This is a genomic window from Streptomyces sp. NPDC127108, from assembly GCF_042677545.1.
In the GTDB taxonomy this organism is placed as follows: Bacteria; Actinomycetota; Actinomycetes; order Streptomycetales; family Streptomycetaceae; genus Streptomyces.
Genome location: NZ_JBHXTE010000030.1, coordinates 63807 through 78696 on the forward strand (window position 1 = coordinate 63807; position 14890 = coordinate 78696).

Genomic DNA, 14890 nt, shown 5'->3' on the forward strand with positions numbered 1-14890 from the left:
GAAATGAGGCCGGGGGCGAGTGCGTGAGCAAAGGGGGTGGGTAGGGGCTGTCGGTTCAATTAATTACCTTGACGGGCGCTCCTTGTCCATCCATCGACGAAGACGCGGTTTATCTCTGGGGGGTTGTCAGCCCCTGCCGAGTTGCTTCTTGATGAATTCGAGCATCTCGTCGTCGCTGGCGGCGGCGAGTTGTTCGCCGACGTCAGGGGCGTCGGTGGCGGTGGTCGTTCCTCCTGCGCCCGCCTGCGCGCCCGTGCCCGTGGCGGTGTTCTTCCAGCGGTCGAGTGCCGCCTGGAGACGCACGGCGACCTTGGTGCGGGTGATCTCGTCGGCGGCTCCGGCGGTTCCGGCGGCCGCGAGGCTGCCTTCGAGCCGGTCGAGGTCGCCGAGCAGCAGCAGGGCGGGATCGGCGGCGTCCGGGGCGAGTTCGGTGCGCAGGCAGTCGGCGAGTGCCGTGGGGGTCGGGTGGTCGAAGACCACGGTGGCGGGCAGGACGAGGCCGGTGAGGGCGTTGACGCGGTTGCGGAGTTCGACGGCGGTGAGGGAGTCGAAGCCCAGCTCGCGGAAGGCGCGGGTGGGTTCGACGGCTGCCGCGCCGCTGTAGCCGAGGACGGCGGCGACCTGTTCGCAGACCAGCTCCAGGAGCAGCCGGTCCTGTTCGGGCCGCGGCAGCGACGCGAGGCGTGCCGCCAGGTCCGGGCCGCCCTGCCCGGCGGCGGTTCCGCCGACGCCGGTGCCGTGGTCGCCGGTGCCGGACAGGCGGGCCGCTTCCGCTTCCGGCAGTTCGGCGTACAGCCTGCTGGGCCGTACGGCGGTGAACGCCGGTGCGTACTGCTGCCAGTCGACGTCGGCGACGAGGACGGCGGTGCGGTCCTGGGCGAGCAGTCGCTGGAGGGCGACGACGGCGCGCTCCGGCTCCAGGGGCGGGAGCGCTCCGCCGCGCAGCCGTTCCGCGGCCACTCCCTCGGCGGCCATGCCGCTGCCCGCCCACGGGCCCCAGGCCACCGAAGTGGCGGTCAGGCCGCGGGCCCTGCGGTCGTGGGCGAGCCCGTCGAGGTAGGCGTTGGCGGCGGCGTAGCTGCCCTGGCCCGCGCCGCCGGCCACACCGGCGAAGGAGGAGAACAGGACGAACGCCGACAGGTCCAGACCGGCCGTCAGCTCGTCCAGGTTGCGGGCGGACGCCGTCTTCGCGCGGAAGACGGTCGCGAGCCGCTCCGGTGTCATCGCGTCGAGCACGCCGTCGTCGAGGACACCGGCCGCGTGGAACACGCCGGTCAGCGGCGCGTCGGCGGGGATCTCCGCGAGGAGGCTCGCAAGGGCGTCCCGGTCGGCGGCGTCGCAGGCCGCGACGGTCACGCGGACACCCGACTCCTCCAGTTCACCGCGGAGTTCGGCGGCACCCGGCGCTTCCAGGCCCCGCCTGCTGGTCAGGACGAGGTGGTCGGCGCCCTCGCGGGCGAGCCAGCGGGCCACGTGGCCGCCCAGGGCACCGGTGCCGCCGGTGACGAGCACGGTGCCGTGCGGCGCCCACGCGGCGGCCGGTTCGCCGTCGTACGGGGCCCGCACCACACGGCGCCCGAACGCTCCGGAGCCACGGACCGCCACCTGGTCCTCACCGGCCCAGGCGCCGCCGAGGACCCGGCCGAGCCGGGACAGGGCGGCCGTGTCGGCGGTGTCGGGCAGGTCGACCAGACCGCCCCAGCGCTCCGGGTACTCCAGGGCGGCGACGCGGCCGAGGCCCCACAGGGCGGTCAGGCCGGGCGCGGTCCGCGCGTCGGCGTGGCCGACGGCGACGGCGTCGCGGGTGGCGCACCACAGGGGTGCGTCGACGCCGGTGTCGCCGAGTGCCTGGATCAGTGCCAGCGTGCGCGCGACCTCGACCGGGACGGCGCCGCCGTCACCGGGCGCGTCCACGTCGGTTTCCGCGGCGGCCGCCGGTTCATCGACCGCGAGCAGCGAGAGCACGCCGTCGAAGGCCGTCCCGTCGGCCGCCTCGTCGAGCGCGGCGCGCAGGGGTCCGGCGAGCGCGTCCCGGGCGGTGGCGTGCGCGGGCACCTCCACCGTCACGAGCCGCACCTCGTGCTCGGCCATGAGGGCGGCCACGGCCGCGCGCCACGACGCGTCGGCCGAGCCGTCGGCCTGACCGTCCGTCGGGCCGTCCGTCGCGCCATCCGTCCGGCCTTCCGGTACGACGACGAGCCAGCTGCCCGTCAGCTTCCCCGCCGCCGACTCGGTGAGCGGCGTCCAGGACTCGCGGTAGTTCCACTTGTCGAGGGTGAAGGTCTCGCGCCGCTGCTTGCGCCAGGCGGTCAGCGCGGGCAGGACCTCGGTGAGCGGGGCGTCGTCCGGCACTTCGAGGGTCTTGGCCAGCTCGGCCAGGTCCGCGCTCTCCACGGTCTCCCAGAACCGCGACTCCACCTCGTCCACCGCACCGGAACCGGCCGCACCCACCGTGTCCGACGCCGCCTCCAGCCAGTAGTGCTCGTGCTGGAACGCGTACGTGGGCAGGTCGACGCGCCGCCGTGCCTCGGCCGGTGCGTACAGCGGAGCCCAGTCGGCCTCCGCGCCGCGCACCTGGACCTTGGCGAGCGCGGCCAGGAACGTGTCCGGCTCAGGGCGGTCCTTGCGCAGGCCGCCGATGAGGCCTGCCTGGGCGGCCGGGTCGGTGAGGGTGTCGTGGGCCATCGCCGTGAGCACGGAGTCGGGTCCCAGCTCGAGGAGCGTGGAGACGCCCTGGCCGGTGAGGGTGGCGAGTCCGTCGTGGAAGCGGACGGCCTCGCGGATGTGGTGGACCCAGTAGCCGGGGTCCTTCAGCTCCTCCGGGGTGGCGAGCTGGCCGGTCAGGTTCGACACCACCGGCAGGGTGGTCTCTTGATACGTCAGCTTCTCGGCGACCGCCCGGAAGTCCTCCAGGACCGGGTCCATCAACGGCGAGTGGAAGGCGTGCGACACCTTCAGCCACCGCACCTTGCGACCCTCGCCCCGCAGCTTCTCCTCCAGGGCTTCCAGTGCGACCCGCTCACCGGAGAGCACGACCTGCGACGGGCCGTTGACGGCGGCCAGTCCGGCCCGGTCCTCCAGGCCCTCCAGCAGCGGCAGCACCTCAGCCTCGGCGGCCTGCACGGCCAGCATCGCCCCGCCCTCAGGCAGGGACTGCATCAACCGGCCACGCGCGGCCACGAGTTGAGCCGCATCCTCCAGCGACCATAGGCCAGCGATGTACGCGGCCGTCAGCTCGCCGATGGAGTGCCCACCGACGACCTCCGGCCGCACCCCGAAGGACTCAGCCAGCCGGAACAACGCCACCTCGACCGCGAACAGCGCGGGCTGCGCGTACCCCGTCCGCTCAAGGAGCTCGGCGTCCGTGCCAAACATGACGTCCTTCAACGGCTGGTCCAATAGTCCGTCCAGGTGCGCACACACCTCGTCCAGCGCGTCGGCGAACACGGGGAACGTCTCGTACAACTCACGCCCCATACCGATCCGCTGACTGCCCTGCCCGGTGAAGACGACCCCGAGACGGCCCTCGACCACCGAGCCCGACACCACGCTCGGCGCGTGGCCGCCGGAGGACAGTGCGTCCAGGCCGGACAGGAAGTCGTTCCGCTCGCGGCCGAAGACCACGGCGCGGTGTTCGAGGGGCGAGCGGCCCGTGGCCAGGGACCAGCCCGCGTCGGCGAGTGCGGCGCGGTCGGCACCCAGGTCCGGGGCGGAGACGAGCCGTTCCCGCAGGCGGGCGGCCTGGGCGCGCAGGGCGTCGGCGGTGCGGGCCGAGAGCTGCCAGGGGACGGCGGTGCTCGTGGCGCTCACCTCGCCGGGGCCCTGGGGGGTGGTGGGCCTGCGTCGGGGGGCCTGTTCCACGACGACATGGGCGTTCGTGCCGCTGACGCCGAACGAGGAGACGCCGGCGCGGCGCGGGGCGCCGTCCCGGTCGGGCCACTCGCGGGCGCGGTCGAGCAGTTCCACGGTCCCGGCGGACCAGTCGACGTGGGTGCTCGGCCGGTCGACGTGCAGAGTCTGCGGGAGCATGCCGTGGCGCATCGCCATGACCATCTTGATGACGCCCGCGACACCGGCGGCGGCCTGCGTGTGCCCGATGTTGGACTTCACGGAGCCGAGGAGCAGCGGCCGGTCGGCGGGCCGGTCCTGACCGTACGTGGCGATCAGGGCCTGGGCCTCGATCGGGTCACCCAGCGTCGTGCCGGTGCCGTGGCCCTCGACGGCGTCGATCTGCTCGGGCGCGAGGCGGGCATTGGCGAGTGCCTGGGTGATGACGCGCTGCTGGGAGGGGCCATTGGGGGCGGTCAGGCCGTTGGACGCGCCGTCCTGGTTGACGGCCGAGCCGCGGACGACCGCGAGGACTTCGTGGCCGTTGCGGCGGGCGTCGGACAGGCGCTCCAGGAGGAGCAGGCCCGCGCCCTCGCCCCAGCCGGTGCCGTCCGCCGCTTCCGCGTAGGGCTTGCAGCGGCCGTCGGTGGCGAGGCCGCCCTGGCGGCTGAACTCGTCGAAGGCGCCCGCTGTCGCCATGACGGTGACGCCGCCCGCGAGGGCGAGGTCACACTCTCCCTGGCGCAGCGCCTGCGCCGCGAGGTGCAGGGCGACGAGGGACGACGAGCAGGCCGTGTCCACAGTCACCGCCGGACCCTCAAGGCCGAACGCGTAGGACAGGCGACCGGAGATGACGCTGCCGGACGTACCGGTCATGAGGTGACCCTCGACGCCCTCGGGGACGCTGTCGAGTCCGGTCGCGTACCCCTGGAAGCCGGAGCCGACGAAGACACCGGTCGAGGTGGAGCGCAGGGACTTGGGCGCGATGCCGATGCGTTCGAAGAGTTCCCAGCTGGTCTCCAGGAGGAGCCGCTGCTGCGGGTCCATGGCGAGGGCCTCGCGCGGGGAGATGCCGAAGAGTCCGGCGTCGAACTCGGAGGCGTCGTAGACGAAGCCGCCCTCGGGCTTGTACCGCGCGCCGCCGTCGAGGTCCCAGCCGCGGTCGGCGGGGAAGACGGAGATGGCGTCGGTGCCGTCGACGAGCAGCTGCCACAGCCCCTCGGGGGTGGTGGCGCCGCCGGGGAAGCGGCAGCTCATGGACACGATGGCGATCGGGTCGTCGGCCACGTCGGCGGGCACCGCCGCCGGGACAGGGGCCGTCGTCGCGGCGGTGGCTCCGCCGGACAGCTCCGCCAGCAGGTGGCGTGCCAGGACCTCCGGCGACGGGTGGTCGAAGACGGCCGTCGCGGGCAGCTGGATGTCGGTGGCGGCGGTCAGGCGGTTGCGCAGTTCGACGGCGGTGAGGGAGTCGAAGCCCAGTTCGCGGAAGGCGCGGGTGGGTTCGACGGCTTCGGCGCCGCCATAGCCGAGGGCGGCGGCCGCCTCGGCGCGCACCAGGTCGAGGACCAGGCGCTGCCGCTCGGGCTCGGGGAGTCCGGTGAGGCGGGCCGCCCACTCCGAGACCGGGCCGCTGTCGCCCGCCGGGTCGGCCGTCGCGCGCTGCGGCTTGGGGCGCAGTGCGGGCAGGCCGCCGAAGAAGGCGCTCGGGCGGGCCGCGGTGAAGGTGGGCGCGAACCGCTCCCAGTCGACGTCCGCCACGGTCAGGCACGTCTCGTCGGACGCGAGTGCCTGGGCGAGCGCGCCGACGGCCAGGTCGGGTGCGAGCAGCGCGACGCCGCGGCGGCGCAGGTGCTCCTCGGCCTCGGCGGAGGCCGCCATGCCGCTGCCGCCCCAGGCGCCCCAGGCGACGGAGGTCGCGCTCAGGCCACGGGCGCGGCGGCGCTCGGCGACCGCGTCGAGGAAGGCGTTGGCGGCGGCGTATCCGGCCTGGCCGCCGCTGCCCCAGACGGCGGCGATGGACGAGAACAGGACGAAGGCGTCGAGGTCCGCGTCGGCGAGGAGCTCGTCGAGGTGGGCCGCACCCGCGGCCTTGGCGGCCAGCGCGTGGGCGAGGTCCGCGGGCTCGGTGTCGGCGAGGGCAACGGCGGGGCTCACCCCGGCGGCGTGGAAGACGGCACGCGGGCTGCGCCCGGCCGCCGCCAGTTCACCGAGGAGCCGGACGACGGCGTCGCGCTCGGCGACGTCGCAGGCGGCGACGGTGACGTCGGTGCCCAACTCCTCCAGCTCGGCCTTGAGTTCGGCGGCGCCGGGCGCGTCGAGGCCGCGCCTGCTCGTCAGGACGAGGTGTTCGGCGCCCTCGTGGGCGAGCCAGCGGGCGACGTGCGCGCCGAGCGCGCCCGTACCGCCCGTGATCAGCGTGGTGCCGCGCGGCGTCCAGTCCCGTGCCGGGCGGGCCGCCAGCGGGGCGTGCGCGAGACGGCGTACGAAGATGCCGGAGCCGCGCACGGCGACCTGGTCCTCGAAGCCGCTGCCGCCGCCGTCCGCCGCCCCCTCGGCGGGGATGCCCGCCAGGGCGGTGGCGAGCCGCGTTCCGGTACGGCCGTCCGGGGTCTGGGGCAGGTCGACGAGACCGCCCCAGCGCTCCGGGTGCTCCAGGGCCACGACCCGTCCCAGGCCCCACAGTTGGGCCTGCGTCGCACCGGTGAGCCGGTCGCTGCGGCCGGTGGAGACGGCGCCGCTGGAGAGCGCCCACAGCTTCGCGTCGACCTCGGCGTCACCGAGGGCCTGGACGAGCGCCAGGGTGCCCGCGAGGCCGAGGGGCAGCTCGGGGTGCGCCGGGTGCGGGTCCTCGACGAGGGCAAGCAGGGAGACGACACCGGCGGGTCGGGCGGCCGCGTCAGAGATACCGGACGCGTCGGGTGCCTCGGAGGTGCCGGGCACGTGCTCCCGCAGGCGCGCGGTCAGTGCCTCCCGCGTCAACTCCGCACTGCCGACGCGGACTTCGGCGACCTCCGCACCGGCCTGCGCCAGCGCGTCGGTGACACCCGCGGTCCACGGGTGCGCGGCAGCCTCCTCCGGTACGACGACCAGCCACCGGCCGGTGAGGGCGGCCCCCGGAAGGGCCCCGCTCGCCAGCGGCTTCCACGTCACCCGGTAGCGCCAGCTGTCCACGGTGGACCGCTCACGCCGCTGCCGCCGCCACGACGACAGAACCGGCAGCACAGCACCCAGCTCAGCAGCGGAACCCTCCGCCACCTCCAACTCGGCCGCGAGACCCTCCAGGTCCTCACGCTCCACGGCCTCCCAGAACCGCGCCTCCACCTCGTCGGTCGCGATGCCCGGCGCTCCGCTCGGCGTGCGCGCGTCGACGAGCCAGAAGTGCTCGTGCTGGAAGGCGTACGTGGGCAGGTCGACGGTGGTGCGGGCGCTCGGGAAGAGCGCCTTCCAGTCCAGCTCCGCGCCGTGCGTGTGGGCCTCGGCGACGGCGGTCATGAGGCGGTGGGCGCCGCCCTCGTCACGGTGCAGGGAGCCGAGCGCGACGGCCGGGGTGCCGGTGGCGTCGACGGCGGCCCGGACCGCGGTGGTGAGCACCGGGTGCGGGCTCATCTCCGCGAACAGACCGTGGCCCTCGGCGAGCAGCGCGCGGACGGCCTGCTCGAACCGGACGGTGTGCCGCAGGTTGCGGTACCAGTACCCCGCGTCCATGGGCGTGCCCGCGGCCAGCCTCTCCCCCGTCAGGGAGGAGAACACCGGCACGTCGGCCGGGCGGGACACCACCGGGCCGAGCACCTGCGCCAGGTGCGCCTCGACGGCCTCGACCTGCGCGGTGTGCGCGCCGTGGCCCGCCGCGACGACGTCGGCCTGGACGCCCTGGTCGGCGCACCGGGCCACCAGCTCGTCCAGGGCCTCGGTCGTGCCCGAGACGACGACCTCGGCGGGGCCGTTCACGGCGGCGAGCTCGATGCGGCCGTCCCAGGCCGCGATCAGCTCCCGTGCTTCCTCCTCGGGCAGCGGCAGGGACACCGTCCCGCTCTGGCCCGACAGTTCACGGATCGCCAGGCTCCGCAGCGCCACCACGCGCGCCGCGTCCGTCAGCGAGAGCACACCCGCGACGCAGGCGGCGGCGATCTCGCCCGGACCGTGGCCGACGACGGCGGCGGGCTCGACGCCGGACGCCTGCCAGGTCGCCGCGAGGGACACCATCACGGCGAACAGCACGGGCTGGGCCACGTCCACCCGGTCGAACCGCTCACCGCTCAGCTCGTCGAAGAGATCCCAGTCGACGAACTCCGCGAGCGCGTCGCCGCACTCCCGCATCCGCTCCGCGAACACCGGGGACTCGTCGAGGAGTTGGCGTGCCATTCCGGCCCACTCGGCGCCCTGTCCCGGGAACACGAACACCGGACGGACCGTGCCGCCCTGCGCCTGTCCGACCACGACGTGCCCGGCGCCCACGCCGACGGCCGTGCCGTCGGCCCGCAGGGTCGTCCGGTCGCCGCGCGCCAGCCGCTCGAGCCCGGCGAGCAGCTCGTCCCGGTCCCGCCCGAGGACGACGCCCCGGTGCTCGAACCGCGACCGCGCCACGGCCAGGGACCAGCCGATCTCAGCGATCCCACCGGTCTCGCCGTCACCCGGCTCGGCCTGGGCCAGCAGGTGTTCGCGGAGCCGTCCGGCCTGGTCCCGCAGTGCCTCCGGGGTCTTCGCGGAGAGGGCGAAGGGGGTCACACAGGTGGGCGGTCCGGCATGGTCGGACGGCTCGGCCGGGGTGTCCGCCGGTGCCTGCTCCACGATCACGTGGGCGTTGGTGCCGCTGACGCCGAAGGCCGAGACGCCCGCGCGCCGGGGCGCGCTGTCGGCGTTCCGCGGCCAGTCGCGTGCTCCCGTCAGGAGCTCGACGGCGCCCGCCGACCAGTCCACCTCGGCGGAGGGGGCGTCCACGTGCAGGGTCTTGGGCAGCACGCCGTGCCGCATCGCCATGACCATCTTCATGACACCGGCGACACCGGCGGCGGCCTGCGTGTGCCCGATGTTGGACTTGATGGAGCCGAGCCACAGCGGCCGGTCGGCCGGGCGCTCCTTGCCGTAGGTGGCGAGGAGGGCCTGCGCCTCGATGGGGTCGCCGAGCGTCGTGCCCGTGCCGTGCGCCTCGACGGCGTCCACGTCGCCGGGCGTGAGCCCCGCGTTCGTCAGGGCGGCGTGGATGACGCGGCGCTGGGAGGGGCCGTTGGGGGCGGTCAGGCCGTTGGACGCGCCGTCCTGGTTCACGGCGGAGCCACGGACCACGGCAAGGACACGGTGGCCGTTGCGGCGCGCGTCGGAGAGGCGCTCGACGAGGAGCATGCCCACGCCCTCGCCCCAGCCCGTGCCGTCCGCCGCGTCGGCGAACGCCTTGCAGCGGCCGTCCGTGGCGAGGCCGCGCTGACGGCTGAACTCCACGAAGGTGGCCGGGGTCGACATCACCGACACGCCGCCCGCGAGGGCCATGGTGCACTCGCCCTGGCGCAGCGCCTGGGCCGCGAGGTGCAGGGCGACCAGGGACGACGAGCAGGCCGTGTCCACGGTCACCGCGGGGCCTTCGAGGCCGAAGGTGTACGAGATGCGGCCGGAGGCGACGCTCGCGGCGTTGCCGATGCCGAGGTAGCCCTCGACCTCGTCGGGGACGTGATCGACCCCGGCGGTGTAGTCCTGGCCGTTGGTGCCCGCGAACACGCCGATCTGGCTGCCGCCGAGCGTCGCCGGGTCGATGCCCGCGCGCTCGAAGGCCTCCCAGGAGGTCTCCAGGAGGAGCCGCTGCTGGGGGTCCATGGCCAGGGCCTCGCGCGGGTTGATGCCGAAGAACTTGGCGTCGAACTGCCCGGCGTCGTAGAGGAATCCGCCTTCGCGGACGTACGAGGTGCCGGTGCGCTCGGCGTCGGAGTGGAAGAGCCCCTCGGTGTCCCAGCCGCGGTCGGCGGGGAAGTCGGCGATGGCGTCGACGCCGTCGGCGACCAGCCGCCACAGGTCCTCGGGGCTGCGGACACCGCCCGGGAAGCGGCAGCTCATGCCGATGATGGCGAGGGGTTCGTCGTCCGCGGCCGCGCTGGTGGTGGCGGGCAGCGTGGTCGCGCTCTGGTCGCCGAAGAGCTCGGTGTGCAGATGGGCGGCGAGGGCGGTCGCCGTCGGGTAGTCGAACACCAGCGTCGTGGGCAGCCGCAGGCCGGTGGCGGCGCCGATGAGGTTGCGCAGCTCGACGGCCGTGAGCGAGTCGAAGCCGAGCTCCCGGAAGGCGCGGGTGACGTGCACGTCGTCCGCGCTCGCGTGGCCGAGGACGTCGGCGGCCTGCTGGCGCACCAGGTCCAGGAGGGCGGTCTCGCGGTCCGCGGGGGCCAGGGCGGCGAGGCGGTCGGCGAGGGCGTTCGCGGGGGCGGCGCCGGTCGCCGTGCCGGTGGCGTCGGTGCGGTCCGTGAGGGCCGCGTGGGCCTCGGGGATGTCCGCGAAGAGGCGGCTGGGGCGGGCGGCGGTGATGCCGGGCGCGTACTGGGCCCAGTCGACGTCCGCGACGACGGCGAGCACCTGGTGGCCGCCGAGCGCCTGGTGCAGGGCGGTGATGGCGAGGCCGGGGTCCATGGGGGGCATCACGCCGTGCCGCAGCCGCTCCGCGGCGGCTCCCTCGGCCGCCATGCCGCTGCCGTCCCAGGGTCCCCAGGCGACGGAGGTCGCCGCGTGTCCGGCGGCCCGCCGGGCCTCGGCGAGGGCGTCGAGGGCCGCGTTGGCGGCGGCGTAGCTGCCCTGGCCCGCGCCGCCGACGACACCGGCGAGCGAGGAGAAGAGGACGAACGCCGACAGGTCCGCGTCGCGGGTCAGCTCGTCCAGGTGCCGGGCCGACGCCACCTTCGCGCGGAACACCGAGGCCATCCGCTCCTCGGTGAGGCCTTCGAGGACGCCGTCGTCCAGGATGCCCGCCGTGTGGAACACGCCGGTCAGCGGCGCGTCGTCGGGTATGTCGGCGAGTAGGGATTCGAGTGCCGCGCGGTCGGTGGCATCGCACGCCGCGACCGTCACGCGTACGCCCGACTCCTCCAGTTCGCTGCGGAGTTCCGGCGCACCCGGCGCGTCGAGGCCGCGACGGCTCGTCAGGAGCACGTGACCGGCGCCCGCACGGGCCAGCCAGCGCGCCACGTGGCCGCCCAGGGCGCCCGTGCCGCCGGTGACGAGGACCGTGCCGCCGTCGGCTGACCACTCCGCCTCCGGCGCCTCGCCGGAGGAGGCCGCGCCCGGCGTCGCGTCGCCGAGGGGCGCGCGGACCAGCCGTCGTGCGAGGACGCCGGTGGCGCGCACCGCGATCTGGTCCTCGCCGGACCAGTCCGACGACGCCGAGGCGAGGGTCTGGGTGAGGTGGCCGACCGCCGTGGTGTCGGCGGTCTCGGGCAGGTCGATGAGGCCGCCCCAGGACTGCGGGTACTCCAGGGCGGCGACGCGGCCGAGGCCCCAGACGGTCGCCTGTGCCGGGTCGGCGGCGGGTTCGGACGGCGTCGTCGCCACCGCGCCGCGGGTCGCGGCCCAGACGGTGGCGGTGCTGCCGGTGTCGCCGAGCGCCTGGAGCAGAACGGCCGTGCGCAGGGCGGCGGTCGGCGCCGCGTCCGCGTCGAGGGCCGGCGCCGGGTCGGTTGCCGATGCCGTGCCGGAGCCGGGCTCGGCGGTGAGGGCGAGGAGCGACAGGGCGCCGTCCCACGCGCCGGCCTCGTGCCGGCCGAGGAGTGCGGTGAGGGCCGTCCGGTCGGTGGCGGCCTCGGCGGGGACGCGCACGACCGTGACGCGGGCGCCGCCCGCGGCGAGGGCCCGCTCGGCGGCGCCGCTCCAGGGGTGGTCGGCGTGCTCGTCGGGGACGAGCAGGGCCCAGGTGCCGGTGAGGGCGGGGGTGTCGACCGGCTGCCGGGGCGGCAGCGGGTTCCAGGTCACGCGGTAGCGCCAGCTGTCCAGCGTGGAGGTGGCCTGCTGGCGGCGGCGCCAGGCCGTGAGGGCGGGCAGGACCGCGGTCAGCGGGGCGTCGTCGGGCACGTCGAGGGCGCCGGTGAGCTCCGCGATGTCCTCGTGCTCGACGGCCGCCCAGAAGCGGGCGTCGGCGTCGTCGGCCTTGGCGGTCCCCGGGGTGGGGGCCGCGGCGGCGGGTGCGGTGGTGTCCAGCCAGTACCGCTGGTGCTGGAAGGCGTACGTGGGCAGGTCGACGCGGCGCCGGGCGCGCGTCGGGGCGTACTGCGGGGTCCAGTCGACGGTGGCGCCGCGCACGTGCAGCCGGGCGAGGGCGGTCAGGAACGTGTCGGGCTCGGGCCGGTCGCGGCGCAGCGCGGCCACGAGCCCGGCCTGGGCGTCGGGGCCGGTGAGGGTGTCGTGGGCCATCGCCGTGAGGACGGCGTCGGGGCCGAGTTCGAGCAGGGTGGTGACGCCGAAGTCGGTGAGGGCGCCGAGCCCGTCGTGGAAGCGGACGGCCTCCCGGACGTGCCGCACCCAGTACTCGGGGTCCTTCAGCTCGTCGGCGGTGGCGAGGCGGCCGGTCACGTTCGACACGACCGGGAGCGTCGGGTCCTGGTAGGCGAGTGACCGGGCGATCTGCCGGAACTCGTCGAGCATCGGTGCCATCAGCGGCGAGTGGAAGGCGTGGCTGACCTTGAGCCAGCGGGTCTTGCGGCCCTCGGCGCGCAGTTGTCCCGCGAGGTCCTCCAGGACGCCGCGGTCTCCGGACAGCACCACCTGGGTGGGGCCGTTGACGGCGGCGAGGCCCACCCACTCGGCGACCTCGGCGAGCAGCGGGGCGACGTCGGCCTCGGCGGCCTGCACGGCGAGCATGGCGCCGCCCCGGGGCAGGGCCTGCATCAACCGGCCGCGCGCGGCGACGAGTCGGGCGGCGTCCTCCAGGGACCAGAGCCCGGCGGCGTGCGCGGCGGCGAGTTCACCGATGGAGTGGCCGCCCAGGATCTCGGGGCGGACGCCGAAGGACTCGGCGAGGCGGAACAGGGCGACCTCGACGGCGAACAGCGCGGGCTGCGTGTAGCCCGTCTGGTCCAGAAGCTCGGCGTCGGCGCCGAACATGACGTCCTTCAGGGGCCGGTCGAGGAGCGGGTCGAGGTGCGCGCACACCTCGTCCAGGGCCGTGGCGAACGCGGGGAACGTCTCGTACAGCTCACGCCCCATGCCGACGCGCTGGCTGCCCTGGCCGGTGAAGACGACGCCGAGCCTGCCCTCGGCGACCGCGCCGGTCACGGTGCCGGGGGCGGCGGGGCCTTCGGAGGCGAGGGACTCCAGGGCGCGCAGCAGCTGGTCGCGGTCGTCGCCGAGGAGCACGGCCCGGTGTTCGAAGGCGGAGCGGCCGGTGGCGAGGGTCCAGCCGATGTCGGCACGCGCGGCGCGGTCGTCGGCCAGGTCGGTGCGGTCGAGGAGTCGTTCGCGCAGCCGGGCGGCCTGGGCGCGCAGGGCCTTCGCGGTGCGGCCGGACAGAGGCCAGGGCGTGGGGCCGACGGCGGACCGGGGTTCGGTGCCGGAGTCCGGAGCAGTGCCCGCATCGGCGGGGGTGCCCTGGGGCTGGTCGGGAGCGTCCTGCGGTACGTCGGCGGGGGCTTCCTCGACGATCACGTGGGCGTTGGTGCCGCTGACGCCGAACGAGGAGACGCCCGCGCGGCGCGGCGCTTCCTCGCGGCCGGGCCAGTCGCGGGGCTCGGTGAGGAGTTCGACCGCACCGGCGGACCAGTCGACGTGTGACGACGGCTGGTCGACGTGGAGGGTCTGCGGAAGGAGGTCGTGGCGCATGGCCATGACCATCTTGATGACACCGGCGGCGCCCGCGGCGGCCTGTGTGTGCCCGACGTTGGACTTGACGGAGCCGAGCCACAGCGGCCGGGTGCGCGGCCGTCCCTGGCCGTAGGTGGCGAGCAGCGCCTGGGCCTCGATGGGGTCGCCGAGGGTGGTGCCGGTGCCGTGGGCCTCGACGGCGTCGACGTCACCGGCCGTGAGGCCCGCGTTGGCGAGCGCGGCGCGGATCACGCGCTGCTGGGCGGGGCCGTTGGGCGCGGTCAGGCCGTTGCTCGCGCCGTCCTGGTTGACGGCGGAACCGCGGACGACCGCGAGGACCTCGTGGCCGTTGCGGCGGGCGTCGGACAGGCGCTCCAGGAGCAGCAGGCCGACGCCCTCACCCCAGCCGGTGCCGTCGGCGGCCTCGGCGAACGCCTTGCAGCGCCCGTCCGCCGCCATGCCGCGCTGGCGGCTGAACTCCACGAAGGCGGTGGGCGTCGACATCAGGGACACGCCGCCCGCGAGGGCGAGCCCGCACTCGCCCTGCCGCAGTGCCTGGGCCGCGAGGTGCAGGGCGACCAGGGACGACGAGCAGGCCGTGTCGACGGTGACGGCGGGGCCCTCCAGGCCCAGGCTGTAGGAGAGCCGGCCGGAGACGACGGCGGCGGTGTTGCCGGTGCCCGAGTAGCCCTCGGTGCTGTCGGCGGCCTCGGCGACGACGGCCGTGTAGTCCTGGCCGTTGGTGCCGGTGAACACGCCGGTGCGGCTGCCGCGCAGGCTCAGCGGGTCGATGCCCGCCCGCTCGACGGCCTCCCAGGCGGTCTCCAACAGGAGGCGCTGCTGGGGGTCCATGGCGCGGGCCTCGCGCGGCGAGATGCCGAAGAAGCCCGCGTCGAACTCGTCGGCGGCGTACACGAAGCCGCCCTCGCGGGCGTAGGTGGTGCCCTGGTGGTCGGGGTCGGGGTGGTAGAGCCCGGCCACGTCCCAGCCGCGGTTCGCGGGGAACGCGGACACCGTGTCCACGCCGTCCCTGACGAGCCGCCACAGCTCCTCGGGGGTGCTCGCGCCGCCGGGGAAGCGGCAGCTCATCGCGATGATCGCGACCGGCTCCGCGTCCTTGGACTCGAGTTCGCGCACTCTCCGACGAGTCGTGTGCAGATCCGCCGTCACCTGCTTGAGAAGGCGGCGGATTTTGTCGTCGTTCACCATCTGGCCTAGCTCCTAGAGACAGTTCGGAGAGGGGAGAAGTCGTGGGGTGAGGAGAGGGGCGGAGTGGAGCCCCGGGGGCGAGGGGGCGGCG

1 protein-coding gene is annotated in these 14890 nt (G+C 75.3%); it reads right to left on the reverse strand.

Annotation, left to right across the window (positions count from 1 at the left end):
- Positions 1-126: 126 nt before the first annotated feature.
- Positions 127-14796 (reverse strand): type I polyketide synthase, encoded by a 14670-nt coding sequence (locus ACFVHO_RS24855; RefSeq protein ID WP_385718583.1) that lies wholly within the window; start codon positions 14794-14796, stop codon positions 127-129.
- Between the last annotated feature and the right edge of the window lie 94 nt (positions 14797-14890).